Origin of the sequence: Streptomyces manipurensis, assembly GCF_049570255.1 — a bacterium.
GTDB classification, from domain to species: domain Bacteria; phylum Actinomycetota; class Actinomycetes; order Streptomycetales; family Streptomycetaceae; genus Streptomyces; species Streptomyces manipurensis.
This window is the reverse complement of record NZ_CP186950.1, coordinates 2927501-2953542: the sequence shown is the minus strand read 5'-3', so window position 1 is coordinate 2953542 and position 26042 is coordinate 2927501. Positions and strand designations below refer to the sequence as shown.

At 73.5% G+C, this 26042-nt stretch carries 22 protein-coding genes; 14 read left to right on the top strand and 8 right to left on the bottom strand.

The window, feature by feature from the left end:
• Nucleotides 1-4 precede the first annotated feature (4 nt).
• Nucleotides 5-1243, bottom strand: a complete 1239-nt coding sequence (locus ACPU2J_RS13475) for an LCP family protein (RefSeq protein WP_420080607.1) — start codon at nt 1241-1243, stop codon at nt 5-7.
• Between the two features lie 198 nt (nt 1244-1441).
• Nucleotides 1442-2191, bottom strand: a complete 750-nt coding sequence (locus ACPU2J_RS13470) for a TIGR03089 family protein (RefSeq protein WP_420080608.1) — start codon at nt 2189-2191, stop codon at nt 1442-1444.
• Between the two features lie 140 nt (nt 2192-2331).
• Here ACPU2J_RS13470 and ACPU2J_RS13465 point away from each other — a divergent pair, with 140 nt between their 5' ends.
• Nucleotides 2332-3720, top strand: coding sequence for a peptidoglycan recognition protein family protein (locus ACPU2J_RS13465; protein WP_420080609.1), 1389 nt, complete (start codon nt 2332-2334; stop codon nt 3718-3720).
• Between the two features lie 130 nt (nt 3721-3850).
• Entirely contained in the window at nt 3851-4849 is a 999-nt protein-coding gene (locus tag ACPU2J_RS13460) for a DNA-3-methyladenine glycosylase family protein (protein ID WP_423833307.1), read from the top strand.
• A 15-nt stretch (nt 4850-4864) separates the two neighbouring features.
• On the opposite strand, the gene ACPU2J_RS13455 is transcribed toward ACPU2J_RS13460, so the two are convergent.
• The 3 genes from ACPU2J_RS13455 to ACPU2J_RS13445 are packed head-to-tail and all read right to left on the bottom strand — an operon-like array spanning nt 4865 to nt 7741.
• Complete coding sequence (locus ACPU2J_RS13455; protein ID WP_365081829.1) at nt 4865-6169, bottom strand: coenzyme F420-0:L-glutamate ligase; 1305 nt, start codon at nt 6167-6169, stop codon at nt 4865-4867.
• Nucleotides 6166-7125, bottom strand: a complete 960-nt coding sequence (gene cofD, locus ACPU2J_RS13450) for a 2-phospho-L-lactate transferase (protein ID WP_361598599.1) — start codon at nt 7123-7125, stop codon at nt 6166-6168. Before cofD ends, ACPU2J_RS13455 begins: the two co-directional genes overlap by 4 nt.
• Before the next feature lie 52 nt (nt 7126-7177).
• Nucleotides 7178-7741 carry a cysteine dioxygenase gene (locus tag ACPU2J_RS13445; protein ID WP_423833306.1) on the bottom strand — a complete coding sequence of 188 codons (564 nt, stop codon included), beginning with the start codon at nt 7739-7741 and terminating at the stop codon, nt 7178-7180.
• A 626-nt stretch (nt 7742-8367) separates the two neighbouring features.
• Between ACPU2J_RS13445 and ACPU2J_RS13440 the strand changes: the two genes are divergently transcribed.
• The 3 genes from ACPU2J_RS13440 to ACPU2J_RS13430 all read left to right on the top strand — a co-directional run bounded on the left by ACPU2J_RS13440 (nt 8368) and on the right by ACPU2J_RS13430 (nt 13967).
• The gene (locus ACPU2J_RS13440) at nt 8368-8631 is read left to right on the top strand and encodes a WhiB family transcriptional regulator (RefSeq protein WP_003983763.1); all 264 of its coding nucleotides are present in this window, start codon (nt 8368-8370) and stop codon (nt 8629-8631) included.
• Nucleotides 8632-8850: 219 nt separating this feature from the next.
• A complete protein-coding gene (locus ACPU2J_RS13435) occupies nt 8851-12492 on the top strand; it encodes a glycosyltransferase (RefSeq protein WP_423833305.1) in 3642 nt (1213 codons plus the stop codon).
• Nucleotides 12489-13967, top strand: coding sequence for a DUF5719 family protein (locus ACPU2J_RS13430; RefSeq protein WP_423833304.1), 1479 nt, complete (start codon nt 12489-12491; stop codon nt 13965-13967). Before ACPU2J_RS13435 ends, ACPU2J_RS13430 begins: the two co-directional genes overlap by 4 nt.
• Before the next feature lie 27 nt (nt 13968-13994).
• On the opposite strand, the gene ACPU2J_RS13425 is transcribed toward ACPU2J_RS13430, so the two are convergent.
• A complete protein-coding gene (locus ACPU2J_RS13425; RefSeq protein WP_423833303.1) occupies nt 13995-14474 on the bottom strand; it encodes a metallopeptidase family protein in 480 nt (159 codons plus the stop codon).
• Between the two features lie 90 nt (nt 14475-14564).
• Between ACPU2J_RS13425 and ACPU2J_RS13420 the strand changes: the two genes are divergently transcribed.
• The 6 genes from ACPU2J_RS13420 (at nt 14565) to ACPU2J_RS13395 (ending at nt 20327) form a co-directional block, all read left to right on the top strand.
• Nucleotides 14565-14939, top strand: a complete 375-nt coding sequence (locus tag ACPU2J_RS13420) for a DUF3499 domain-containing protein (protein WP_365497767.1) — start codon at nt 14565-14567, stop codon at nt 14937-14939.
• Between the two features lie 78 nt (nt 14940-15017).
• Nucleotides 15018-16388 (top strand): phosphomannomutase/phosphoglucomutase, encoded by a 1371-nt coding sequence (locus ACPU2J_RS13415; RefSeq protein ID WP_420080614.1) that lies wholly within the window; start codon nt 15018-15020, stop codon nt 16386-16388.
• A gap of 310 nt (nt 16389-16698) precedes the next feature.
• The gene (locus ACPU2J_RS13410; protein WP_388284321.1) at nt 16699-16884 is read left to right on the top strand and encodes a Trm112 family protein; all 186 of its coding nucleotides are present in this window, start codon (nt 16699-16701) and stop codon (nt 16882-16884) included.
• A 105-nt stretch (nt 16885-16989) separates the two neighbouring features.
• Nucleotides 16990-18123 (top strand): SIS domain-containing protein, encoded by a 1134-nt coding sequence (locus tag ACPU2J_RS13405; RefSeq protein ID WP_423833302.1) that lies wholly within the window; start codon nt 16990-16992, stop codon nt 18121-18123.
• A 42-nt stretch (nt 18124-18165) separates the two neighbouring features.
• Nucleotides 18166-19326 (top strand): mannose-6-phosphate isomerase, class I, encoded by a 1161-nt coding sequence (manA, locus tag ACPU2J_RS13400; RefSeq protein WP_420080616.1) that lies wholly within the window; start codon nt 18166-18168, stop codon nt 19324-19326.
• Nucleotides 19327-19403: 77 nt separating this feature from the next.
• Nucleotides 19404-20327 (top strand): cation diffusion facilitator family transporter, encoded by a 924-nt coding sequence (locus ACPU2J_RS13395; RefSeq protein ID WP_420080617.1) that lies wholly within the window; start codon nt 19404-19406, stop codon nt 20325-20327.
• 71 nt (nt 20328-20398) lie between these two features.
• Here the strand turns inward: ACPU2J_RS13395 and lepB are convergent, their stop codons facing one another.
• Nucleotides 20399-21100 (bottom strand): signal peptidase I, encoded by a 702-nt coding sequence (gene lepB, locus ACPU2J_RS13390; RefSeq protein ID WP_423833301.1) that lies wholly within the window; start codon nt 21098-21100, stop codon nt 20399-20401.
• A 346-nt stretch (nt 21101-21446) separates the two neighbouring features.
• Here lepB and ahcY point away from each other — a divergent pair, with 346 nt between their 5' ends.
• Nucleotides 21447-22883 carry an adenosylhomocysteinase gene (gene ahcY, locus ACPU2J_RS13385; protein ID WP_420080619.1) on the top strand — a complete coding sequence of 479 codons (1437 nt, stop codon included), beginning with the start codon at nt 21447-21449 and terminating at the stop codon, nt 22881-22883.
• A 127-nt stretch (nt 22884-23010) separates the two neighbouring features.
• A complete protein-coding gene (locus ACPU2J_RS13380; protein ID WP_423833300.1) occupies nt 23011-23631 on the top strand; it encodes a hypothetical protein in 621 nt (206 codons plus the stop codon).
• 34 nt (nt 23632-23665) lie between these two features.
• Here the strand turns inward: ACPU2J_RS13380 and ACPU2J_RS13375 are convergent, their stop codons facing one another.
• On the bottom strand, nt 23666-24613 hold the full coding sequence (locus ACPU2J_RS13375; protein WP_423833299.1) for an RDD family protein: 948 nt from the start codon (nt 24611-24613) through the stop codon (nt 23666-23668).
• Nucleotides 24614-24724: 111 nt separating this feature from the next.
• On the opposite strand from ACPU2J_RS13375, the gene ACPU2J_RS13370 reads away from it, so the two are divergent.
• On the top strand, nt 24725-25732 hold the full coding sequence (locus ACPU2J_RS13370; protein ID WP_423833298.1) for a stage II sporulation protein M: 1008 nt from the start codon (nt 24725-24727) through the stop codon (nt 25730-25732).
• Nucleotides 25733-26042: the final 310 nt, after the last annotated feature.

Genomic DNA, 26042 nt, shown 5'->3' with positions numbered 1-26042 from the left:
TGCTTTACCGGCAGTCGGCCTCGTCCGCCGTGGTCCCGGTGAAGGTGGGGACGGGTGTGGGCGCCGTCACGGTTCCCCGGCCGGCCGGATCCGTCCAACGGGCGGCGTCCGGGTCCACCGAAGCGGTTGCCTCCGCCGGGGTCGCGGTTGACGCGGACACCGACGGCGAGGGCTTCGGCGGGGTCACCGTGACCGAGCGGTCTTCCCGCAACTGCCGGAAGAGCAGGGCCGCATCGGGCTCCACCAGCTCGTCGCGGTTGGGGTTCGGACCGTAGGGGCGGCGGGGCACGGTCAGGAAGGTGATCCGTTCCGTCGGTATGTCCCGTACGCCCCGTACGAGTTCGTACAGGTTCCGCAGCGAGGCCAGCCCCGGGTCGGTGGTCAGCGAGGAGGTCGCCGCGTCCAGTAGCGGGTACAGCCGCGCCGGGTTCAGCAGGACCCCGTTGCTCTGCACCTTCTTGACGAGCGAGCCGAGGAACTGCTGCTGGCGCTGCATGCGTTCGGTGTCGCTGCCGTTGCCCAGGCTGTGCCGGGCGCGGACGAACCCCAGTGCCTGCTCGCCCCGGAGGGTCTGCCGGCCGGCGGGCAGCCGCAGCTTGGCCTGCGCGTCGTCCACCGGCTGCCTCAGGCACACCTCGACACCGCCGACGGCGTCCACCATCCGCTTGAACCCGGCGAAGTCGATCACCATGTGGTGGTCGATCCGGATGCCCGTGAGCTTCTCCACGGTCCGGATCGTGCAGGCCGCCCCGCCCCACTCGAAGGACCAGTTGAACTGCGCGAAGGAGGGGGGCGTGCGGCTCCCGTCCGGCTTCAGACAGGAGGGGATCTCCGTCATCAGGTCCCGGGGTATGGACACCGCGGTCGCGCTCTCGCGGTCCCGGGGCAGGTGCAGCAGGATCGTGGTGTCCGAGCGCTGGGTGCCCTTGTCCTCCCCGTAGCCGGCGTTGCCCCGGCCGGCCCGGGAGTCCGAGCCGATCAGCAGGATGTTCTGGGCGCCGGTGGCGAGGTGCGCGGGGCGTTCGCGCTCGTAGCGCTCCAGCTCGGCCGCCGCGGAGCTGTCCTCGGTGATGTTCCCGTCGAGCGTGTTGTAGGCCCACCAGCCGACGGCCGTCCCCAGCAGGACGAGCAGCGCCGCACCGAGCCCGATCCATCGCAGCAGCCGGCGCCTGCGGTTCCGCGGGGGCGGCTGCCCGCCCCCGGCCGCACCGGTGCCGTCCGGTATGCCTGCGCTGTCCGTCACTGGCGTTCCGTCCCCTCGCCGCTGCGAGCAGCCGTACGGGTGAGCACGGCCACAGCCGATCCTGCCCCCGGGCGGCGAAGGCAGCCTGGGGGCGGGGGCCTGTCTAGAGCCGAACGGGTGACAGATCGGCCGTTCTCGGCGTGCGGCGGTGCGGGCGGACGGCCGGACGGGGCCGCGGGGGGCCCGCAAGAGGCCCGGTCAGACGGTGTGCGTGACCCGTTCGCTCTCGACCCGCTGCGCCAGGGCGTCCGCCGGCAGCCGGTCCAGGTTCCGGCACAGCACCACGGACCCGCCCGCGGCCAGCGCGGCGTACAGCCCGGCCGAGAGCCCCTCCCAGCTGTCGTAGGCCAGCCCCGTCAGCACCCGGGAACCCTCGCCGAGGCCGAGCCGCGCGGCGTCCGACCGGGCCCGGTCGACCAGCGCCGCGTACGAGAGCTCCTCGCCGCCGACGGCCAGCCCGGGGCCCTGCGGGTCCACCGGCACGAAGGGCGCGAAGCGGTCCCCCTGCCCCGGCACCTCCACCGCGTAGTCCGCGAACCCGGCGGGCGGCTGCGGGAAGCGACCGCCCAGCGGCCGCAGCGCCAGCGCCACCCGCTCGCCGGAACAGGCCCGCGCCTCCTCCAGCGTGTCCGGGCCGCTCACCACCAGGTCCGCACCGGCCGGGTCGCCGCCGATCTCCACGACCACCCCGACCGAGGCGCAGGCGAGCAGCCAGGCCGCGCTCTGCCAGTGGGCCGGGAGCAGCAGGGCCAGGCGGTCGCCGGGCTCGGCGCCCAGGTCGCCCTGGAGGAGGTTCGCGGTCTTGGCCACCCAATTGGCGAAGGTCGCGACGGACAATTCGACGCGTTCGCCGGTGGCGTCGTCGTAGAAGGTGACGAGCGGGCGGCCCGGATCGGCGGCGAGCGCGGATCGCAGCAGGTCGGCAGGGGTGCGGTCAGTGGCGTTCACCCGGCACAGGGTACGCGGGGCCCTCCCCCGGACGGCGGTCACCGGGTCCTCCGTACGAGGGAGGGGTATGCCGCGCCGCACCGGACGGATCGTCAGTTCTCGGATGGCGGCGGCCCGGCAGGCTGCCCACCATCCTTGTCATGCGTGGATTCCTTGCTTCCTCGATCGGCGTCGCGACGGCCGCCGCACTGGCCCTGCCCCTCGCGCTCCCGACTCCAGCACTCGCCGAAACCGTCCCCGTCACCCCGGCCGGGTCCACCCAGTCGCTGCCGCTCGTCCCCCTGGGAGCCGTCGCGACCCGCACCCCGGGCGTTCCCGGCAAGAGCGCCTCGCCCGGCGGGCCCGAGACCCGGGGTCTGCCCGCCCGGAAGGTGGAGACCTTCTCCCTGGTCGGCGTCGTCTGGGACGACGTCACCACCGAACTCCACGGCCGCGTCCAGGTCCGCACCCGTTCCACCGCGACCGCCACCTGGTCGCCGTGGCAGGACGTCGAGGTCCACAACAGCGAGCACGCGGCCGACCCCGACGCCGTCGAACGCGAATCCGGCCGCGTCCGGGGCGCCACCGCCCCGCTGTGGGTCGGGGAGTCCGACGGCGTGGAGGTCCGCGTCGAGGCGGAGCCCGGCGCCGCGGCCACCCGCGCGGGCTCCCGGCTCCCCTCCGGCCTGCGGATCGAACTCGTCGACCCGGGCGCCGCCGGGTCCACCGGGCCCGCCGACGGCAAGAACAACGGCCCGGCCGGCGACGACAAGGGCGAGCTCGTGGCCCCCGGCATGACGATGGAGATGGCCGAGGCCTCCGCCGCGAACGTGCCGCACGCCCCGATCGGCGCGAACGAGATCACCGCGCTGAACAAGGCCGACTCCACCGCCGACGCCGTCTTCGCCGGCGACGGCGGCCCGGCCGCGGCGGCCGCCCCGTACATCGGCCCGCGCCCGCGCATCGTCACCCGCAAGGGCTGGGGCGCCAACGAGTCCCTGCGCGAGAAGGCCTTCGTCTACACGAACACGGTGAAGGCGGCCTTCGTCCACCACAGCGCCTCCGGCAACAACTACGCCTGCAAGGACGCCCCGGCGGTGCTGCGCAGCCTGTACCGCTACCACGTGGTCAGCAGCGGCTGGCGCGACTTCGGCTACAACTTCGCCGTCGACAAGTGCGGCACGGTGTACGAGGGCCGCGCGGGCGGGGTGTCCAAGCCGGTGCTCGGCGCCCACACCATGGGCTTCAACACCGACAGCATGGGCATCGCGGTGATCGGCACGTACACCTCCTCCGCGCCCCCCGCGGTGGCGGTCGACGCGGTCGCCCGCCTCACGGCCTGGAAGCTGGGACTCTTCGGACGGGACCCGCGCGGGAAGACCACCCTGAAGTCGGGCGGCGGCAACCGCTTCCCCAAGGGCCGCAACGTCTCGCTGAACGTCATCTCCGGCCACCGCGACGGCTTCGCCACCGAGTGCCCGGGCAAGCAGCTGTACGGCAAGCTCGGCACGGCCCGTACCGCCTCGGCCAGGCTCCAGGGCCGCCCGTAGGAGCCTCCCACCGAGCACGCGCAGTACGCCGAGCACACGGAGTGCGCCGATCCCGCCCGCTCCGGCCCGCCGGTCAACGCCCCGCCGCGGACCGGTCCGGGGCCGGACGCGGGCGGGCTACGCTCGGAGGATGGCCGGCCGCTTCGACCCCCTCACCCGCGCCGCCGTGCGCGGCGGACGCACCGACGTGCCGACGGGGCCCGGGAGCACGGCCGGGGCCGGGGCGAAGGAGCGCGACTGGACCCCGGAAGGCCCGCTCGACCTGGGGCTCGTCCTCGGACCCCTGCGGCGCGGCGCCCACGACCCGACCTTCCGGGCGACCCCCGACGGCTCCGTCTGGAGGGCCAGCCGGACCCCCGAGGGCCCCGGAACCCTCCGGGTCTCCCGCGCCGGGCCGCGGATCCGCGCCGAGGCCTGGGGCCCGGGCGCCGACCGGCTCCTCGAAGGGCTCCCCGCGCTCCTCGGCGCCGGCGACGACCCGGCGGCCTTCGTCCCCCGTCACCGCCTCGTCCACGCCAGCCACCGCAGCCGCCCCGGCCTGCGCCTGACCCGGACGGGCCTGGTGCTGGAGTCCCTGATCCCCACGGTCCTGGAGCAGAAGGTCACCGCCGAGGAGGCCTACCGGGCCTGGCGGCGCCTCGTACGGCAGTACGGCGAGCCCGCGCCCGGCCCCCTCGGCCAGGACCTGTACGTGATGCCCGAGCCCCGGACCTGGGCGCTGATCCCGTCCTGGGACTGGCACCGGGCCGGGGTCGACGCCAAGCGCTCCAGCACGATCCTGCGCGCGGTCCGCGTCGCGGAGCGCCTGGAGGAGGCGGCCGCCATGGACCTGCCGCAGGCCGCCCGCTGGCTGGAGGCCGTGCCCGGCATCGGGCCGTGGACCTCCGCCGAGACCCTGCAGCGCAGCAACGGCCACCCGGACGCCGTCACCACCGGAGACCTGCACCTGCCCGGCATCATCGGTTTCGCCCTCGCCGGGGACCGGGACGCCGACGACGCCGCCATGCTGGAGCTCCTCGCCCCGTACGCCGGACAGCGCCACCGGGCGGCCCGCCTCGTCCTCCTCGCGGGCCGCACCCCGCCGCGCCGCACGCCGCGCATGCCGCGCGGCGACATCGGCCGGCTCTGATCCGCCGGACGGGCCCTAGCGGACCTCGATGAAGTCGGCGGCCGAGCGTCCGGGCCGTTCGGCGGGCGCCGCGGCCGGGTGGCCCACCGCGACCGTCCCCATCGGGTCCCAGTCCTGCGGCAGCTCCAGCACCTCCCGCACCACGTCCCGGCAGAACATGGTCGAGGACACCCAGGCGGAGCCCAGCCGTTCCCCGGCCAGCGCGACCAGCAGGTTCTGCACGCCCGCGCCCATGGCGACGACGAACATCTCCCGCTCGGCCGCGTCCCGCCGGGCGTGCCCGTAGTGGTGCGCGCCGTCCGTCACCAGGCACGGCACCACCAGGTACGGGGCGTTGCGCAGCACGTCCCCGCGCCGTACCCGCTTGGCGACGGACTCCTCGGACTTGCCGTCGGCCCGCAGGTCCGCGATCCACGCGTCCCGCATGGCGTCGAGCAGCCGCAGCCGCGCGGCCGCGGACTCGAGCAGCACGAACCGCCAGGGAGTGGTGTGGTGCGGTGCCGGGGCCGTCACGGCCGCGGCGACGGCCCGCCGTACGGCGCCCGGGTCGACCGGTTCGTCCGTGAAGGACCGCACGGTGCGCCGCTGGGTCACGGCCTCCCGTACGGCTTCCGAGGTCCCCAGCCGGAACATGTCGTCGGCGGGCGCCCGGACGAGGTCCCGGGCGCGGGAGCCCTCGCCGACGAGGTGGGGCAGCCCGCGCACGAGGGCGACGGGCAGTCCGGCCGTCTTGCCCTTGACCAGGTCGCCGGCGGCGGCCAGCTCGTCCGCGGTGGCGGTCACGGTCGCGTTCAGGGGGTTGCCGTGGGTGTCGGTGCCGCCGCGCAGGTCGTCCAGGACGCGTACGCCGGCCGAGCCGATGGCCACGTCGGTCAGGCCGTTGCGCCAGGGCCGCCCGAAGGTGTCCGTGACGACGACCCCGACGTCGACGGACAGGGCGTCGCGCACCCCGGCACGGATCGCGGCGGCGGAGGCGTCCGGGTCCTCGGGGAGCAGCAGGACCGTGCCGGGCGCGGTGTTGGAGGCGTCCACGCCGGCGGCGGCCATGACCAGGCCCTGGCGGTTCTCGACGATCCGCAGGGGGCCGCGGCGCGCGACCACGCGGACGGTCTCGGCGTCGATCGCGGCCTCGCGGGAGGCGGCCGCCACGATCCGCCCCTCGGCCTTGGAGACGATCTTCGAGGTGACGAGCAGGACGTCCCCGTCGCGCAGGTCGGGCCGGGCGGTGACGATCAGCTTCGCCAGGTCGTCGCCCGGCTTGACCTCCGGGATCCCGGTGACGGCCCGCACCTCGTACGACGAGGGGTCCGGTGCGCTCACCGGGAGGCCTCGGCGAGGTCGAGCGCGGCCCGGGCCATGGCGGCGGTCGCCTCCAGGTCGGTCATCATCAGCGGCACCGCGCGGCAGGGGATGCCGGCGGCCTCCACCTCGGCGACGGCGTCCGCGTCGGTGGTGTCCACGAGCCAGCCGTCGAGCAGTCCGGTGCCGTAGTGCAGGGCGACCGCCGCGGCGGTGGCCTCGACGCCGACCGCGGCCAGCACCTTGTCGGCCATGCCGCGCACGGGCGCGCCGCCGACGATGGGGGAGAGGCCGACGACGGGCGCCTTCGCGGCGGCCACCGCCTCGCGGATGCCGGGGACGGCCAGGATGGTGCCGACGGACACCACGGGGTTGGACGGCGGGAAGAGGATCACGTCGGCGGCGGCGAGGGCCTCCAGGACGCCGGGCGCGGGCTTGGCCTGCTCGGCGCCGACGGGGACGACGGCTTCGGCGTCCAGGGAGGCGCGCAGCCGGACCCAGTACTCCTGGAAGTGGATGACGCGGCGTTCGCCGGTCCCGGCGTCGGTGACGGCGACGTGGGTCTCGACGCGGTCGTCGGACATCGGCAGCAGCCGGACGCCGGGCTGCCAGCGGTCGCAGAGGGCTTCGGTGACGGCGCTGAGCGGGTAGCCGGCGCCGAGCATCTGGGTACGGACGATGTGGGTGGCGAAGTCGCGATCGCCGAGGCCGAACCAGGTGGGCCCGACCCCGTAGGCGGCGAGTTCCTCCTTGACGGTGAAGGACTCGTCGGTGCGGCCCCAGCCCTGGTCCTCGTTGATGCCACCGCCCAGGGTGTACATCACGGTGTCCAGGTCGGGGCAGACCTTGAGGCCGAAGAGGTGGATGTCGTCACCGGTGTTGCCGATGACGGTGATGTCCGCGTCGGGCCGTGCCGACTTGAGTCCGCGGAGGAACCGGGCGCCGCCTATACCGCCGGCCAGAACAACAATGCGCATGCGGACAGTGTGTCAGTCGGAGGCGTTCCGGCAGGGGGGCGGGCCGGGCGGGTCAGGCGGTGACGGCCGCCGGGTCGGACGCGGCTCCGGCGGCGGACGGCGAGCAGCTGTGCATCGGCATCTCGGTCAGGCCGGGGAAGTAGACGTGCAGGCTGACGGCGCCGTCGAGGGTGTCGTTGACGACCTCGTGGGCGTAGCCGGGGGCGAAGACGCGCTGGGCGCCGGCGCGGTGGGTGAGCCGGCCGCGGGAGGTGTGCTCGGTGAGCTCGCCGTGCAGGACGGTCAGGACGCCGGAGGAGTCGCCGTGGCCGTGCAGGCCGCTGCCCTGGCCGGGGACCCAGCTGAGCAGCCAGACCTCGTAGCCGGGGCCGGTGCGCAGCCGGTGGTACCAGCGGGTGGTGGCGTCGTAGCGCACGAGGTGTTCCCAGGAGGCGCGGTCCTCGGCGATGGAGCGGGCGAGGCCGACGAACTCGGAGACGGTCGTGGGGTGCTCGCGGGCCGGCTGCAGGAGGTGCTGCACGGCGAGGATGTCGCCGGCGATCTGGAGGTCGCTCTCGACGGCCGGGGCCGGGACGGGAGCGGTGGTGGCGTCGGTGCGGGTGGGGGTGCTGTTCATCGGGGGGTACCTCGACGGATGTCAGTGGTGCTGGCGGTCGCTGTGGGGAGGGCCGGAGCTCCGGAAGGAGCCTGGGCTCCGCGGGCATCAACAGCAGCAACAGCGACAGCGAACCTGGGCAGCGCACAGGAACCCACGAATGGGGGTCCGGGTGGCGGCTGCGGGCGCTGACATGCGAACAAGGAGAACGGGTCGCGGGTCCGGCTGTCAACCCAATGTCCGGTTTGGGGAAAAGTTTCACCTCATCCGGTTGCTGTGATCGGAGAAAGGTTTGTGCAGTTCACGGTGGGGCAGGTGGCGCCACATCGGGTTCAAACCTGAACCGCCATGTCGTGACCTGAATGTGATCTGCGCCGCTCTTCCGGCCGGACCGCAACCCCCCTTCGGAGCACCGCGTGGAATACGGGTAAAGGCGGCATCCCGTGACGCCGGCGGCATGTGTCACGATTTTTGGCGATATGAACACTTACTGCATAGGCTTGGTTCCGCAGAGTGAATAAGGGCCCCAATAGCAGATCTCGGCTTGACTGCTCAGGAGCCACACACTTGTAATTTCACTCGTGTCGTTTCGTAGCGATCAGTGACGACATGACCACGGGGACGCACGAACAGAGCGAGGGGCGCACATGACCGAGCTGTTTCAGGAACTGCTGGTCGAGGAGGCGGACGAGGAGCTCGGCTGGCAGGAGCGCGCCCTGTGCGCCCAGACCGACCCCGAATCCTTCTTTCCCGAGAAGGGCGGCTCCACCCGCGAGGCCAAGAAGGTCTGCCTCGCCTGTGAGGTCCGCTCCGAATGCCTTGAGTACGCCCTTGCCAACGACGAACGGTTCGGCATCTGGGGCGGCCTGTCCGAGCGCGAGCGGCGCCGCCTGAAGAAGGCCGCCGTCTGACATCGCACGACATAGCGAACGCACTCCGGGCGACCGGAAGTCGAACACAGAGCACCGCACACGGTCCGCCTCCTGCACCTTCCCCGCAGGAGGCGGACCGCTGCTTTGCCAGCCGTTAGGGTGGGGCGCTGTCCAGCAGCCTCCGAGGGGAACACCACCCCCGGACCCTCCCCCGGACTCCGTCCGAGGGACCCCCCAGGCCGGAGGGCCCGTAGCGCGATGTCCCTGCACAGCCAGTCGACGGCCTCCCACCAGGCCCCCGTCACACCCGAGTTCCCCCGGCACGTCGTCACCGCGGTCCTCGTCGCCCACGACGGCGCCCGCTGGCTGCCGCGCACCCTCGCCGGACTCCTCGGCCAGGAACGCCCCGCCCAGAACCACGTCGCCGCCGACACCGGCAGCGCCGACGAGTCCGCCCGGCTGCTCACCGAGGCCCTCGGCGACGACCGGGTCCTGCACCTCGCCCGCCGCACCGGATTCGGCACCGCCGTCGACGAGGCCGCACGCAACGCGGGCACCCTCACCCCCGAGGACCTCCCGTACCTCAAGCGCCCCAGCGGCTGGGACCCCGTCAGCCGCACATGGCGCGACGACACCTACGACCTCCCCGACCTGCCCCACGGCGAACCCGTCCAGTGGCTCTGGCTCCTCCACGACGACAGCGCCCCCGAACCGGACGCCCTCACCGAACTGCTCCGCGTCGCCGACGAGAACCCCGACGCCGCCGTCATCGGCCCCAAGCTCCGCGGCTGGTACGACAAGAAGCAGCTCCTCGAAGCCGGCGTCACCATCGCCCGCAGCGGCCGCCGCTGGACCGGCCTCGACCGCCGCGAACAGGACCAGGGCCAGCACGACCAGGTACGCCCCGTCCTGTCCGTCTCCACCGCCGGCATGCTGGTGCGCCGCGACGTCTACGACGCCCTCGGCGGCTTCGACCGCCGCCTGCCCCTGATGCGCGACGACGTCGACCTGTGCTGGCGCGCCCAGAGCGCCGGCCACACCGTCCTCGTCGCCCCCGACGCCGTCCTGCGCCACGCCGAGGCCGCCGCCCGCGAACGCCGCACCGTCGACTGCGTCGGCCGCACCGCCGCAGGCCCGCACCGCGTCGACAAGGCCGGCGCCGTCTACACGATCCTCGCCAACAGCTCCGGCCGCGCCCTGCCCTACGTCCTGCTGCGCGTCCTGCTCGGCACCGTGCTGCGCACCCTCGCCTACCTCGTCGGCAAGGCCCCCGGACAGGCCGTCGAGGAGATCACCGGCCTCCTCGCCACCCTGCTGCGGCCCGGCCGGATCCTCGCCGCCCGCAGAGCCCGCCGCCGCCCCGCCGTACCCGCCTCCGAACTGCGCCCGCTCTTCCCGCCCCCCGGCGCCTCCCTGCGCGCCAACGCCGACCAGCTCGCCGGCTACTTCGCCGGCTCCCGCGACACCGACACCGCCCCCGCCGGCCGGCACGGCGGCGGCAGCATCCTCACCGCCCCCGGCGAGGATGGCGACTACCCCGTCGCCGAGGAGCGCTTCGCCCGCCTCAAGCGGATCGGCCGCAACCCCGCACCCCTCCTCTTCGGGCTGCTCCTCCTCGTCTCCCTCGCCGCCTGCCGCGCCCTCGTCGGCGGCGGCTCCCTGATGGGCGGCGCCCTGCTGCCCGCCCCCGACAGCGGCCCCGACCTCTGGCGCGCCTACACCGACGGCTGGCATCCCGTCGGCACCGGCTCCACCGCCGACGCACCGCCCTACCTGGCCGCCCTCGGCGCCCTCGCCACCCTCCTCCTCGGCTCCACCAAGGCCGCCCTGACGCTGCTGCTCGTCGGCTCCGTCCCGCTCGCCGGCCTCACCGCCTACTTCGCCTCGCGCCCCCTCGTCGCATCCCGGCTGCTGCGTGCCTGGGCCGCCGTCGCCTACGCCTTCCTCCCCGCCGTCACCGGAGCCCTCGCCGGCGGACGCCTCGGCACCGCCGTCCTCGCCGTGCTGCTCCCCCTCATCGCGCGCTCCGCCGTCTCCGCCTTCGACCTCGGCGGGCACGACGAGGACGCCGACCGGCGCGGCGGCCGCCGCGCCGTGTGGACGTACACGCTGCTGCTGACCGCCGCCACCGCCTTCACCCCGATCGCCTGGCCGCTCGCCGCGCTCCTCGGCACCGCCGCACTCCTCCTGCGCCGCGCGCAGTGGAAGACGTACGGCCTGCGGCTGCTCGCGACCCTCGCCGTCCCGCTCGTCGTCCTCGCCCCCTGGTCCCTCGGCCTGTTCACCCACCCCGGCCGCCTCCTCCAGGAGGCCGGACTGCCCTACGGCACCGGCTCCGCGAGCGCCCTGGACCTCCTCGGCGCCAGCCCCGGCGGGCCCGGCACCGGCACCGGACTGCTGCTCGTCGGCCTCGTCCTCGCCGCCCTGGCCGCCCTGCTGCGCGCCGACCGGCAGTTCGCCGTCCGCACCGCGTGGGCCGCCGCCCTGACCGGCCTCCTCCTCGCCGTCCTCGCCAACCGCACCGCCTGGGCCGGCCCCGCCACCCTCGTGTACGGCCTCGCCCTCCTCGCCGCCGCCGCGGTCGGCGCCGACGGGGCCAAGGACCGCCTCGCCGAGCACGGCTTCGGCTGGCGCCAGCCCCTCGCCGCCCTCGTCGCCCTCGCCGCCGTCACCGGCCCCCTGGTCGCCGCGGCTCTCTGGACGGTTGCCGGAGCCGACGGTCCGCTCCAGCGCCGCGACCCCGTCCAGGTGCCCGCCTTCGTCGCCGACGCCGGCGGCGACGACAACCAGACCCGCACCCTCCTGCTCGACGTGGACGCCCCCGGCACCGTCTCCTACAGCCTCGTCCGCGGCCCCGGCGGCCGCCTCGGCGACGCCGACACCACCGCGCGGACCGGCGGCGACCCCCGCCTCGACAAGGTCGTCTCCAACCTCGTCGCCGGCTCCGGGGCCGACCAGTCCAGCCAGCTCAGCGCCTACGCCATCCGCTTCGTCATGTTCCGCCCCGGCGGACCCGACGACGTCCGCCGCGTCCTCGACGCCACCCCCGGACTCAGCCGCCGCCACCAGCAGGACGGCACCGCCCTCTGGGGCGTCGAGCCCTGGCTGCCGCGCGCCGTCATCGTCTCCGGCAAGCAGGGCGAGGCACCCATCCCCGTCGCCGCCGGCCCCGTCGAGGCCCACGGCGAGATCCCCTCCGGCGAGGAGGGCCGCGTCCTGCGCATCGCCGACCGCGCCGACTCCGGCTGGCAGGCCACCCTCGACGACGAGCCCCTCAAGCCCAAGACCCTCGACGGCTGGGCGCAGGGCTTCGAACTGCCCGCCTCCGGCGGCCGCCTCGACCTCGTCCACGAGGACTCCCTGCCGCGGACCGCCTGGTACTGGGTCCAGGGCCTCCTCGCCCTCGTCCTGCTGGTGATGGCCCTCCCCGGCCGCCGCGCCCGGCTCGACGACGACCTGCCCGACGAGGAGGCCCCCTCCGCCCCCGCGGCGGGCGAGAACGGCGAGGGCCGCCGGGCCCGCAGGCTGCGCGCCGAGGCCGAGCCGGACACCGCACCCGGCCCGGTGGAGACCGCCACCGCGGCCGACCCCTACGCGCAGATCCCCGCCCAGCCGTACTACGGCGACGAGAGCTACGCCTACCAGGCCCACGGCGACCAGGACGGCTACGCCTACGAGGCCCAGCCCCCGTCCCGGCAGCAGGCCCCGCAGCCCTACCCCTACGAGCAGTACGCGGGCTACGACCAGCAGCCCCACCAGGAGTACGGAGCCCAGGCCCCCTACCCGGACCAGCAGCACTACCCCTACCCGTACGAGCAGTACCCGGGCTACGACGGGACCGGGCAGCACGACCCCCACGCACCGCACCACCAGCGCCCCGACGGGAGCCCCCAGCAGTGAAGCGCGCACCCCTGACGCTGGCGGCCGCGGTCGCGGCCCTCGCCGCCCTGACCGGCGCGGCCGCCCTCACCGCTCCCGCTCCCGCCGGCGCCGCCGCCGGCGGCAAGGCCGCCTCAGCCGCCCGGATGCCGGTCGAACGGTCCCTGCTGGTGTGCCCCGGCCCCAGCTCCTCGGACATCGCGGAGACCACCTACACCTCCTTCACCCCCGGCGCCGCCGGCGGCGGCAAGGGCTCTGCCCGGCTGCTCGGCGCCACCAAGGACGCCAAGCCCGTCCTGGAGCCCAAGGAGCCCGGCAAGCCCGTCGGCGCCACCGCCAACGGGGCCGACGCGCCCGCCCTCACCGGCAGCGCCGACGGCGTCCTCGCCCCCGGCTGGACCGCGCAGCTGACCACCAAGGTGTCGGTGGGCCGGGCCCGGGGCGTCCTCGGCGTCGGCTGCACCGCCCCCGGCACCGACTTCTGGTTCCCGGCCGTCAGCACGGCCAAGGGCCGCGAGGACTACATCCACCTCACCAACCCCGACGACGCCGCCGCCATCGTCGACGTCAAGCTCTTCGGACCCGACGGGCTCGCCAAGCCCGACGCGGGCACCAGCGAGAACATCCGCGTCGACCCCAAGTCCACCAAGACCGTCCTGCTGTCCTCCCTCGCCCCCAACACCCAGCTCGCCGACGCCACCGCCCACGTCACCACCCGCGCGGGTCGCGTCGGCGCCTCCGTGCAGGTCGGCGAGGAGGGCGTGGGCGCCGACTGGCTGCCCGCCTCCGCCGACCCGGCGGGCTCGCTGGTGCTGCCGGGCATCCCCGCGGACGCCACGTCCGTACGGCTCGTGGCCTTCGTACCCGGCGAGGAGGACGCGGACCTGAAACTGCGGCTGGCCGCACCGGGCGGGGCGATCACCCCGGCCGGCAACGAGCAGCTGCACGTCAAGGCCGGCATGACGACCGTCATGGACCTCAAGGACCTCACGCGCGGCGAGCCCGGCTCGCTGCTGCTGACCCCGGCCGACCCCGCGAAGGCCTCCCCGCTGGTCGCGGCGGTCCGGGTGGTCCGCGGCAGCGGCGCCAAGCAGGAACTCGGCTTCGTCCCGGCCACCGGCCCGGTCGGCGCCCGCGCCACCGTCGCCGACAACCGGCCCGAGGAGAACACCACCCTGCTGTCCCTGACGGCCCCCACCGCCGACGCCAAGGTCAAGGTGACCGCGTCGCCGGGCACCGGTGGCGGCGAGCCGGCCTCCCAGGAGGTCACGCTGAAGGCCGGCTCCACGCAGACGCTGAACCTGGCCCCGGCCGGCGGCAAGGGCTCCTACGCCCTCACCGTCGAAACGGTCTCGGGCGGCCCGGTCCACGCGGCCCGGACCCTGTCCCTGCCGCACGAGGGCGTCGCCATGTTCACCGTCCAGGGCCTGTCGGACGACCATTCCACGGTCTCCGTGCCCCGGGCCTCCCAGGACCTGTCCGTCCTGACCCGCTGACGGCCCCCGGCCCCCGGCCGGCCCGGATCAGTCCTGGCCGTACCGGGGGTCCACCGTCTCCGGCGTGAGCCCGAGCAGCTCCGCCACCTGCTCCACGACCACCTCGTGGACCAGCATCGCCTTCTCGTCCCGCGTCTTCGTACGGATCTCCACCGGTCGGCGGAACACCACGATCCGCGACGGCCGTCCCTCCCGGGACACGTACACCGCGCCCAGCGGCACGGCCTCGTCGTTCCAGCCGCCGTCCGCCCCACCCGGAGGCCCGGGCACGTCGCCGACCAGGAACTCCACGTCCGAGAGCTGCGGCCACCGCCGCTCCAGCCGCTCCACCGCATCCCGTACGAGGTCCCCGAACAGCTCCGACCGGCTCGCGGCCAGCGGCACCTGCGGAGGCGCCAACGGCCCGCGCATCCCGCGTCCGTGCCGGTCCCGACGGCGCGTTCTGGGCTCGGCGGGGACCCCCGCGGGGGGCTCGGCGGGGCGAGGGGGCAGAGGGGTGTCCGTCACCCCCGCAGGGTAGCTCCGAGCACGACACGGGGGAGCGAGCGGCGGTGGAGTCGTCGCGGCCCGGTCAAGAGTGCGGTACCGTCCAACGTCGTGAGCCTTGTACGTCGCTGTTCGCGCACTGCGTGCGGCCGCCCTGCCGTCGCGACACTGACGTACGTCTACGCCGATTCGACCGCAGTCCTCGGCCCGCTCGCCACCTACGCCGAACCCCACTGTTACGACCTGTGCGCCGAGCACTCGGAACGCCTGACCGCCCCGCGCGGCTGGGACGTCGTCAGGCTGTCCGACGGGTCCGGTCCCTCGCGCCCCAGCGGCGACGACCTCGAAGCCCTCGCCAACGCCGTCCGTGAGGCGGCCCGTCCGCCGAGCCGCCCGGCCGAGAACGGCGGGCAGGGCCAGGGCGGCCAGACCACCGGCGAGACGCGTCGCGGACACCTGCGCGTCCTGCGATCGCCGGATTCCTGACGCCCCGCGGGTCCGAGGCGCCGCTCCCGGTTCAGGGTAGGTTTGCTGCACCGCAAAGGACCTTCAGGAGGGCAGGCAGTGGCCGCAGATCTTTCGAACATCGTCAAGGCGTACGACGTGCGTGGTGTCGTGCCGGACGAGTGGGACGAGTCGTTGGCCGAGCTGTTCGGTGCGGCGTTCGTGGAGGTCGTGGGCGGTTCGGCGATCGTGGTGGGTCATGACATGCGTCCGTCGTCGCCGGGGTTGTCGGCGGCTTTTGCGCGGGGTGCCGCGGCGCGTGGTGTGGATGTGACGTTGATCGGTCTGTGTTCGACGGATCAGTTGTATTACGCGTCGGGTTCGATGGGTCTGCCGGGTGCGATGTTCACGGCTTCGCACAATCCGGCTCGGTACAACGGGATCAAGATGTGTCGTGCGGGTGCGGCGCCGGTGGGTCAGGACACGGGTCTGTCGCAGATCCGGTCTCTGGTGGAGGGGTGGCTGGAGGCGGGTGTTCCGGAGATCGCCGCGGGCACGGTGGCGGGGTCGGTGACGGAGCAGGATTCGCTGAAGGGGTATGCGGAGCACCTGCGTTCGCTGGTGGACCTGTCGTCGGTCCGCCCGCTGAAGGTGGTCGTGGACGCGGGCAACGGCATGGGTGGTCACACGGTGCCGACGGTGTTCGCCGGTCTGCCGCTGGAGGTGACGCAGATGTACTTCGAGCTGGACGGCACGTTCCCCAACCACGAGGCGAATCCGTTGGATCCGAAGAACATCGTGGATCTGCAGGCGCGGGTGCTGGCGGAGGGTGCGGATCTGGGGATCGCGTTCGACGGGGACGCGGACCGGTGTTTCATCGTGGACGAGCGGGGTGTGGGGGTGTCTCCGTCGGCGATCACGGCGCTGGTCGCGGCGCGTGAGCTGGCCCGCAACGGTGGTTCGGGCACGGTGATCCACAATCTGATCACTTCGTGGTCGGTGCCGGAGGTGGTGCGGGAGAACGGCGGGACGCCGGTGCGGACCCGGGTGGGTCATTCCTTCATCAAGGAGGAGATGGCGAAGACGGGTGCGATCTTCGGTGGTGAGCACTCGGCGCACTACTACTTCAAGGACTTCTGGAACGCCGACACCGGCATGCTGGCCGCGCTGCATGTCCTGGCGGCCCTCGGCGGCCAGGACGGCCCGCTGTCGGAGCTGGTGTCCTCCTACGACCGCTACGCCGGTTCGGGAGAGATCAACTCCACGGTCGACGACCAGGCGGCACGGCTCGCGGCGGTCAGGGCCGCGTTCGGCACCCGTGAGGGCGTGAGTCTGGACGAGCTCGACGGCCTCACGGTCACGGGCGGCGACTGGTGGTTCAACGTGCGTGCGTCGAACACCGAGCCGTTGCTGCGTCTGAACGTGGAGGCCCGAGACGAGGCGACGCTGGCGAAGATCCGCGACGAGGCCCTGACCCTCATCCGCAACTGACCCCTCCGGCCCGGCCCCCACCCCGGGGCCGGGCCCGGCCCATTTCAGCCGGGCCTTCCCGCACGTCCGGGGCCGGGCCCGGCCCATTTCAGCCTCGCCGGCGTTTGAGGCGCGGGTCCGGGCAGCGCCCGGGTCCCGGCGGAGCCGGGCTCACCCACGGCCCACCCGCACGCGCACCCGCATCCGCACGCGGCGACGGAAACCGCCCCCGGGCGGAACCCCCAATTCCGCCCCCCACGACACCGCACCGGCAGTGACTCGGCGGTACGCTGACCACGCCATACCCGCATCCCCGAAGGGAACCCACCCCATGCCGCTCGAAGCCGGCCTCCTGGAGATCCTCGCCTGCCCCGCCTGCCACTCGCCCCTCGAGGACAAGTCGGCCGACGAGACGGCCCCCGAGCTGATCTGCACCGGCCAGGACTGCGGCCTCGCCTACCCGGTCCGCGACGGCATCCCGGTCCTGCTCGTGGACGAGGCCCGCCGCCCCGTCTGACCCGGCCACCGCCCGGCACCGCACCGCACCCGCACCCGCACCACACCGCGCCCGCGCCGCGAGACCCGCAGACTGGTTCCCGTCACCCAACAGCCGGAGGCCGCCATGCTCGACGAGTCGCTCCTCGACGCACCGGACGATCTCGCCCGCGTCGACCGCCGGGGCCTGCTCCGCGGTGCAGCCGAGGCCGGAGCCAGGGTGCGTACCGCGGTCCGGCACGCGAGCGAGGCCGGCCTCGCCGACCTGCGCCCCGACGGGCGGCCCCGCGCCGTCCTCATCGCAGGACCCGGCACCGCCGCCACCGGGGTCGCCGACCTGCTCGGCGCCCTCGCGGGCGCCTCCGCGCCGGTGATCCGCCTCGACCCCACCGGCGTGGCGCACGCCGCGGGGGCCCTGCGCTGGACCCTGCCCGGCTGGGCCGGCTCCGTCGACCTCCTGCTGCTCGCCACCACCGACGGCACCGAACCGGGGCTCGCCCTGCTCGCCGAGCAGGCCTACCGGCGCGGCTGCACCGTCGTCGCCGTCGCCCCCGAACGCTCACCGCTGAGCGAGGCCGTGGACGGCGCGCACGGACTCCACGTACCGATGGCCAAGGCCCCCTACCAGGAGTTCGACGAATCGGCCGCGGCCGGACCCGGCGCCCTGTGGGCCCTGCTCACCCCGCTGCTGGTGCTCCTCGACAGGGTCGGCCTGATCTCCGCGGCGCCCGACACCCTCCAGCTCGTCGCCGACCGGCTCGACCGCACCGCCGAACGCTGCGGGCCCGCCATCGCCACGTACTCCAACCCGGCCAAGACCCTCGCCGCCGAACTCGCCGACTCCCTGCCGCTCATCTGGAGCGAGGGCGCCGGCGCCGGCCCCGCGGGGCGCCGCTTCGCCGCCACCCTCGCCGAGCTCGCCGGCCGCCCCGCCCTGGCCGCGGCCCTCCCCGAGGCCCTGCCCGCCCACGGCGTCCTGCTCGCCGGAGCGTTCGCCGCCGGCGCCGACCCCGACGACTTCTTCCGTGACCGGGTGGACGAGCCCCAGGCCCTGTACGTCCGCGTCGTCCTGCTGCGCGACCGGCCCACCGGCGGCCTCACCGCCGCCCCCGCCGCACGCGAACTCGCCCTCAGCCACGACACGGCGATCAGCGAGCTCGAACCGGAGGAGGGCGCCGAGCTGGAGCAGCTCGCCGAGCTGCTCGCCGTCACGGACTTCGCCACCGCCTACCTGGCGCTGGCCTCCGGGGGAAACAGCTGAGGTGCGCGCCGCACACGCCCGGCCCTGTCCAGGAAGACGACGATGGACCGCCTGACCAACACGATCCGCCCCTACGCCTGGGGATCCACCACGGCGATCCCCGCGCTGCTCGGCGTCGAACCCACCGGTGAGCCCCAGGCCGAGCTGTGGATGGGCGCCCACCCCGGGGCCCCGTCCCGCATCGACCGCGGCGCCGGCACGCGGTCGCTGGCCGAGGTCATCGCCGCCGACCCCGAAGCCGAGCTGGGCGCCGCCACCGTCGCCAAGTTCGGCCCCAGGCTGCCCTTCCTCCTCAAGGTCCTCGCCGCCGGCGCCCCGCTCTCCCTCCAGGTCCACCCCGACCTCGACCAGGCCCGGTCCGGCTTCGACGACGAGGAACGCCGCGGCATCCCGATCGACGCGCCCCACCGCAACTACAAGGACGCCAACCACAAGCCCGAGATGATCTGCGCGCTCACCACCTTCGACGGGCTGTGCGGCTTCCGGGCCCCGAAGGAGTCCGCGGACCTGCTCGACGGCCTCGGCGTCAACTCCCTGAAGCCGTACGCCGACCTGCTGCGCGCCCACCCCGAGGAGGCCGCGCTCCGCGAGGTGCTGACCGCCGTACTGAGCGCCGACCGCGAGCAGATGGCCCGTACCGTCGCCGAGACCGCCGCCGCCGCAGGCCGCCTCGGTGGCGAATACCGTACGTACGCCTCCCTGATCCACCACTACCCGGGCGATCCCGGGGTCATCGCGGCCATGCTCCTCAACCACGTCCGGCTCCAGCCCGGCGAGGCCATGTTCCTCGGCGCGGGCGTCCCGCACGCCTACTTCGACGGCCTCGGCGTCGAGCTGCTGGCCAACTCCGACAACGTGCTGCGCGCCGGACTCACCCCCAAGCACGTGGACGTTCCCGAGCTGCTGCAGATCGTCCGCTTCGAGCCGAGCGACCCGAACGTCATGCGCCCGGAGGGAGACGGCGGCGAGGAGGTCTACGAGGCCCCCATCGACGAGTTCCGGCTCTCCCGCTTCCTGCCGGCACCCGGCGGCGCCCCCCACCGGCTCCCGGCCGGGGCCCCGCAGATCCTGCTCTGTACGGCGGGAACCGCACGGGCGGGCGAACTGACCCTGTCCGCGGGCGAGTCCGTGTTCGTTCCGGCGGGCGAAACGACCGAACTGTCGGGAGCGGGTACGGTCTTCCGCGCCACCGTGGTGGTCTGAGACGACGCCGTCCCTTCCGCGGGCTGCAACAATGTGCGGCCGGTAAGTCACAGGCCCAGGAAGGACACCCTGCACCCATGAGCGCGTCGGGCGGTACCAAGGCGATCGTGGCGGCACTCGCCGCCAACCTCGCCATCGCTGTAGCCAAATTCGTGGCGTTCCTCTTCAGCGGCTCCTCGTCGATGCTCGCGGAAAGCGTCCACTCGGTGGCGGACTCCGGGAACCAGGGTCTGCTCCTCCTCGGCGGGAAGAAGGCCAAGCGAGAGGCCACGCCGCAACACCCCTTCGGCTACGGGCGTGAGCGCTACATCTACGCGTTCCTCGTCTCCATCGTGCTCTTCACCGTCGGTGGCATGTTCGCCATCTACGAGGGCTACGAGAAGATCCACGACCCGCACCCGATCGAGGCCTGGTACTGGCCGGTGGGCGTCCTGGTCTTCGCGATCATCGCCGAGAGCTTCTCGTTCCGCACCGCCATCAAGGAGTCGAACGAGGTCCGGGGCAGCCAGAGCTGGACCCAGTTCGTCCGCCGCGCCAAGGCGCCGGAGCTGCCCGTCGTCCTGCTGGAGGACCTCGGCGCGCTCGTCGGCCTGGTCCTCGCCCTGATGGGCGTCGGCCTCGCCCTGCTGACCGGCGACGGCGTCTGGGACGGCATCGGCACGCTGTGCATCGGCGTTCTCCTCATCCTCATCGCCATCGTGCTGGCCGCCGAGACGAAGTCCCTCCTGCTCGGCGAGGCCGCCGGCACCGAGGAGGTCGAGAAGATCAAGGCCGCCGTCGTCGACGGCGACGTCGTCACCCGCGTGATCCACATGCGCACCCTCCACCTCGGGCCCGAGGAGCTGCTGGTCGCGGCCAAGATCGCGGTCGAGGGCAACGACACCGCGACCGAGGTGGCCGACGCCATCAACGCCGCCGAGGCCCGCATCCGCGAAGCGGTCCCGATCGCCCGCGTGATCTACCTGGAGCCGGACATCTACCGCCCCCAGGCCGCCAAGTAGCCGCCGCCGTACGCGAAGGCCCCCGCGAGCACCGGCTCGCGGGGGCCTCGGCGTACCGGAAGGCGGAAGGTCTACGGCTGTGGCTGTGGCTGCGGTTCCGGCTGTGTTTCCTGCTGCGGGTCGTCCACCCGGGTGGCCCCCCACACCGGGTACGCCACCTCGGCGGGCTTGCGCCGCGTCACCAGCGAGGCGATCCCCAGCCCGAGCGACAGCGCCAGCAGGCCGACGCCCGAGGTCGAGACCAGGCCCAGCGCCCCGATCAGCGGGGACTCCTCGGAGAGTCCGGAATCGACGCCCATCACCGCCGACACCGGCAGCGTCCCGGCGCGGTAGTCCGGGTGGAACCGGGAGTCGGCCGAGTCGCCGCGGTTGTCGCCCAGCACGAACATCCGGCCCTCCGGCACCGAGACGGCGAAGGGCACCCCGCCGGCTCCCGCGTCGCCGCCCTCCAGGTAGGGCTCCTCGAGCGGCTCGCCGTTCAGGGTCAGGGTCCGGTCGCCCGTCGCCCAGGCGATGTGGTCCCCGCCCAGCGCCACGACACGGCCGAGGAAGGGGCCGTCGAGCCCCCAGTCGGAGGGGTCGTAGGAGATCACGTCACCGTGCCGTAGCGGACCGGGATCCTTCCGCATGACGAGCACGGTCCCGACCGGGACGGCGGGCAGCATGCTCTCACTGCCCTGCTTCACCGGCGTGAACGTGCTGAACAGGAACGCCAGCGGTCCGCCGGCCAGCGTCACCCCCAGCACGAGCAGGGCGACGGCCCAGATCCCCATTCTCCGCCCGGGCCTGCGCCCCATGACGTCCCCCACCCCTCCGACCAGTACGAACGGCCGGAAGACTACGGTCAGGCCGCAACCGCACGGCGGCCGGGGTCGTCCACCGGGCCCGGGGAACGAATCGAACGGACAGGCCGAGTTCGCCGTCCGACTGGGGTTGGCTGCGCCGATCGGTGTAGATTCGTGGGCAGTGTCAGGCGTCGCTGCTGATGGCGGGTCGGGCGGTCCCTGCGACCGGCCGAGGGGAGAGAGGACCCCCGACGGACTGTGCTCGGTGTCCCGTCCCCAGGACGGCGCACGGACCAGCCGTACCCACCCTCTCGAACCATGAGGAGCAGCACCCATGGACTTCAAGGTCGCAGACCTCTCCCTGGCCGCCTTCGGCCGCAAGGAGATCACCCTGGCCGAGCACGAGATGCCCGGTCTGATGTCGATCCGCCGTGAGTACGCCGAGGCGCAGCCGCTGGCCGGCGCCCGCATCACCGGCTCCCTGCACATGACCGTGCAGACCGCCGTCCTCATCGAGACCCTCGTCGCCCTCGGCGCCGACGTCCGGTGGGCCTCCTGCAACATCTTCTCCACCCAGGACCACGCGGCCGCCGCCATCGCGGTCGGCCCGAACGGCACCCCGGAGAACCCGCAGGGCGTCCCCGTCTTCGCCTGGAAGGGCGAGACGCTGGAGGAGTACTGGTGGTGCACCGAGCAGGCGCTGACCTGGCCGAACACGCCCACCGGCGGCCCGAACATGATCCTCGACGACGGTGGTGACGCCACCCTCCTCGTCCACAAGGGCGTCGAGTTCGAGAAGGCCGGCGCCGCGCCGGACCCCTCCACCGCCGACTCCGAGGAATACGCGCACATCCTCACGCTGCTCAACCGCACCCTCGGCGAGAGCCCGCAGAAGTGGACCCAGCTCGCCTCCGAGATCCGCGGTGTGACGGAGGAGACCACCACGGGTGTGCACCGTCTGTACGAGATGATGCAGTCCGGTGAGCTGCTGTTCCCGGCGATCAACGTGAACGACGCGGTGACGAAGTCGAAGTTCGACAACAAGTACGGCTGCCGTCACTCCCTGATCGACGGCATCAACCGTGCCACCGACGTCCTGATCGGCGGCAAGGTCGCGGTCGTCTTCGGTTACGGCGACGTCGGCAAGGGCTGCGCGGAGTCGCTGCGCGGCCAGGGCGCTCGCGTGATCATCACGGAGATCGACCCGATCTGCGCGCTGCAGGCGGCGATGGACGGCTACCAGGTCGCGACGCTGGACGACGTGGTGGAGACCGCGGACATCTTCATCACCACGACCGGCAACAAGGACATCATCATGGCCGCGGACATGGCCAGGATGAAGCACCAGGCGATCGTGGGCAACATCGGTCACTTCGACAACGAGATCGACATGGCCGGTCTGGCCAAGATCGACGGCATCGTCAAGGACGAGGTCAAGCCGCAGGTCCACACCTGGACGTTCCCCGACGGCAAGGTCCTGATCGTGCTGTCCGAGGGCCGTCTGCTGAACCTGGGCAACGCCACCGGTCACCCGTCGTTCGTGATGTCGAACTCCTTCGCGGACCAGACGCTGGCCCAGATCGAGCTGTTCACCAAGCCGGAGGAGTACCCGACCGACGTCTACGTGCTGCCCAAGCACCTCGACGAGAAGGTCGCCCGACTCCACCTCGACGCCCTCGGCGTCAAGCTGACCACCCTGCGCCCGGAGCAGGCCGCGTACATCGGCGTCAAGGTCGAGGGCCCGTACAAGCCCGACCACTACCGCTACTGATCCCTCCGGCGATCCACCGCGGACGTACCTGAAGCAGGCCCCCGGCACCCGTGCCGGGGGCCTGCCCCGTATCCCCACCGCCCCGAAGAACCGATCCGAAGAACCGACCCGAAGAAGGGGGGCGCGCATGCCCCGCGGCCGCTACTCGCTCCACGACCCGCACGACCACACCCTCCTCGGCGAAGAGCACTTCCACTGCGCCCCCGGCCCCTCGGGCTGGCGCTACGTCTCCCAGCTCACCGCCCCCGGCGGCGAGCACCGAGGCTCCGTGGACCTGGCGATCGACGAGCTGGGGCGCCCCATCCGGCTGGAGGTCAACGCGGCGAGCTGGCAGGTGCGCGGCGCCGCGCTCGACGGCGTCACCTGGGTCCGCACCGATCCCGCCGGCACCGAGGCCACGGAAGGCAACATCGCCGCCCCCGGCTTCACCGGCACCTCGCCGGCCTTCCTGATCGCCACGTCCCGTCTGCTCCGCCTGGCTCCCGGCGGCCCCGAGACCCGCGTCCGGCTGCTGGCCCTCACCGACCCGGTGCTGGCCCCGCGCACGGTCGACCAGGCCTGGGCCCTGCTCCGGCGGGAGGAGCACCCCACGGACAGCGGCCCCCTTCTCGTCGACGAGTACCGGGTCAGCGCCCTGGACACGGGCGAGGTCCACACGGTCCACATCGCCGGGGACGTCGTCCTGTCGGCACCCGGCATCGAACTGGAGCACCTGGAGACACCGCCCTCGGCCTTCGAGGAGCAGTGACCCGAGCCCGGTAACGCCTCCGGTCCGGGAACCGTCAGGCGGGCGGGGCAAAACCGCCCGCGCGCGGGCCTTCGACGGGCGCCGCCGGCGCGGGGGCCGCGTAGGGCGCCGGAGCCGCGTACGGAACGGGCCCGACGGCGGGGGCCGGAGCCGTGTCCGGCGCCGGAACCGGGCCGCCGACCGTCGGAGCAGGACCGAACACGGGGCCCGCGCCGGCAACGGGAGGAGTGCCGGCGGCACCGAAGGCCCGCGCGGCGTCCCTCGACTGCCGCTCGTGCACCACCGCCATCAGGAAGGCCGCGGCCGGGACCCCCGCCGGAGGCGGCGCACCCGTGCACGTGACGAGATCGTCGGCGAGCCGCGCCGCCATCGCGGCACCCACCTGGGGGTCGAGCTGGTTCATCCGGGTCAGGTACTGGCGTATCGCGAGCCACAGCCCGTCCGGCACCGCCGACAGGTCCAGGCCGCCGAACCGCCCGGCCAGCCACGGAGGCGGCGGCGGCACCGGCATGACCGGGGCGCCCGGCACCCGCTCGCGGACCACGAGGGTCCCCGCGAACACGTCGCCCAGCCGCCGGCCGCGCGCCGACACCAGGGAGGCGACGACCGCGACGGTGCCGAAGGTCAGCAGCAGCTCCACCACGCCCAGCGCGCCGCGTACGAGCGCGTGCCGGAAGCGGATCGGCCCGCCGTCGTCGCGCACCACCCGCAGCCCGCAGGCCAGCTTGCCCAGGGAACGCCCGTGGGACAGCGTCTCCACCGCGATCGGTACGCCGACCAGCACCAGCAGGACGCTCGCCACGGCGACCGCGGCCCGGGCGGCCGGGTCCAGGGAGGCCGTCGCGAGGGTCAGCCCTACGGTGACCAGCACGTAGCCGGTGACGTACACGGCCAGGTCCAGGCAGATGGCCAGCGCGCGGCTCGGCAGCCTCGCGGGCCGTAGCCCCAGGACGACCGCGTCCCCCGTCACCAGATCGCTCACCGCAGCACCTCTCATGTGACCTGACCCGCCCGTTCGGCATCCAGTCTGCCAAGCTGACCACACTAGGAATAGGCAGCGGCCAGGGGACCTGGGGCAGGGGAGCGGCACCGGATGGATCTCGACGTCTTCGTCACGGCACACCGAGCGGAATGGGACCGCCTGGAGCAGCTCCTGGGGCGCGGACGCAAGCTCACCGGCGAGGAGGCGGACGAACTCGTCGCCCTCTACCAGCGCACCTCCACCCACCTCTCCCTCCTCCAGTCCAGCGCCCCCGACCCGCTGCTCACCGGCCGGCTGACCCAGCTGGTGGCCCGGGCCCGGGCCACCGTGACGGGGGCCCGCCGCGCCGGCTGGCGCGACGCGGCCCGCTTCTTCACGGTGGGCTTCCCGGCCGCCGTGTACCGGAGCCGCCTCTGGTGGATCCCCACCGCCCTGCTCTCCACCGCCCTCGGGGTGCTCATCGGCTGGTGGATCGCCACGCACCCCGAGGTCCAGGGAGCCATCGCCGCCCCGGAGCAGCTCAAGGAGCTCACGAAGCCCGGCGGCCAGTACGAGACGTACTACTCCAGCAACCCGGCGGGCTCCTTCGCCGCCCAGGTGTGGACGAACAACGCCCAGGCGGCCGCGATCTGCCTGGTCCTCGGGGTCTTCCTCGGGATCCCGGTGATCTGGATCCTCTTCCTGAACATGGCCAACCTCGGGGTCGGCCTGGGCCTGATGGCCTCCGCCGGCAGGCTCGACGTCTTCCTCGGCCTGATCCTGCCGCACGGCCTGCTCGAACTGACCGCCGTCTTCGTGGCCGCAGGCACCGGCCTGCGCCTGGGCTGGACGGTCGTCGACCCGGGCCCCCGCACCCGCCGCACGGCACTCGCCGAACAGGGCCGCGCCGCGCTGGGCATGGCCATCGGCCTGGCGGTGGTCCTCTTCGTCTCCGGCCTCATCGAGGGCTTCGTGACCCCCTCGGGGCTGCCCACCTGGGCCCGCATCACGATCGGCGTGGTCGCCGAGGCGGCGTTCCTGGTCTACGTCTTCGTCCTGGGCGGCCGGGCCGCACGGGCGGGCGAGCTGGGCGACGTGGAGGAGGCCGACCGGACGGCCACGCTCCCGACCGCGGCCTGATGTGCGTACCGGGCTGCTGAGCTGCTAGTCTCCTCGTCGTTCCGCAAACGCTGTTGACACGGCGCGAGTGGAGAGGTAGATTCGAACGGTTGCCTCGAACTGGACAAGTTCGGCAGCGATGGTTTAAAGTCTCTCTCACCCCACATGGACCATTGAGTTTCATCGGGGTACAGCCGTCTCTTCATTCAGGAATTCAAAGCCGGGAAATCCGGTGGAAATCTTCTGATAGAGTCGGAATCGCCGGAAAGGGAAACGCGAAAGCGGAAACCTGGAAAGCGCCGAGGAATTCGGACACGAAAGAGTCTGATAG

What these genes read in the sequence shown, in the direction of transcription:
- ACPU2J_RS13465 (WP_420080609.1), top strand. Translation starts at nt 2,332, where the DNA reads ATGCGTGGATTCCTTGCTTCCTCGATCGGCGTCGCGACGGCCGCCGCA.
- ACPU2J_RS13460 (WP_423833307.1), top strand. Translation starts at nt 3,851, where the DNA reads ATGGCCGGCCGCTTCGACCCCCTCACCCGCGCCGCCGTGCGCGGCGGA.
- cofD (WP_361598599.1), bottom strand. Translation starts at nt 7,125, where the DNA reads ATGCGCATTGTTGTTCTGGCCGGCGGTATAGGCGGCGCCCGGTTCCTC.
- ACPU2J_RS13445 (WP_423833306.1), bottom strand. Translation starts at nt 7,741, where the DNA reads ATGAACAGCACCCCCACCCGCACCGACGCCACCACCGCTCCCGTCCCG.
- ACPU2J_RS13440 (WP_003983763.1), top strand. Translation starts at nt 8,368, where the DNA reads ATGACCGAGCTGTTTCAGGAACTGCTGGTCGAGGAGGCGGACGAGGAG.
- ACPU2J_RS13435 (WP_423833305.1), top strand. Translation starts at nt 8,851, where the DNA reads ATGTCCCTGCACAGCCAGTCGACGGCCTCCCACCAGGCCCCCGTCACA.
- ACPU2J_RS13410 (WP_388284321.1), top strand. Translation starts at nt 16,699, where the DNA reads ATGCCGCTCGAAGCCGGCCTCCTGGAGATCCTCGCCTGCCCCGCCTGC.
- ACPU2J_RS13405 (WP_423833302.1), top strand. Translation starts at nt 16,990, where the DNA reads ATGCTCGACGAGTCGCTCCTCGACGCACCGGACGATCTCGCCCGCGTC.
- manA (WP_420080616.1), top strand. Translation starts at nt 18,166, where the DNA reads ATGGACCGCCTGACCAACACGATCCGCCCCTACGCCTGGGGATCCACC.
- ACPU2J_RS13395 (WP_420080617.1), top strand. Translation starts at nt 19,404, where the DNA reads ATGAGCGCGTCGGGCGGTACCAAGGCGATCGTGGCGGCACTCGCCGCC.
- lepB (WP_423833301.1), bottom strand. Translation starts at nt 21,100, where the DNA reads ATGGGGATCTGGGCCGTCGCCCTGCTCGTGCTGGGGGTGACGCTGGCC.
- ahcY (WP_420080619.1), top strand. Translation starts at nt 21,447, where the DNA reads ATGGACTTCAAGGTCGCAGACCTCTCCCTGGCCGCCTTCGGCCGCAAG.
- ACPU2J_RS13380 (WP_423833300.1), top strand. Translation starts at nt 23,011, where the DNA reads ATGCCCCGCGGCCGCTACTCGCTCCACGACCCGCACGACCACACCCTC.
- ACPU2J_RS13370 (WP_423833298.1), top strand. Translation starts at nt 24,725, where the DNA reads ATGGATCTCGACGTCTTCGTCACGGCACACCGAGCGGAATGGGACCGC.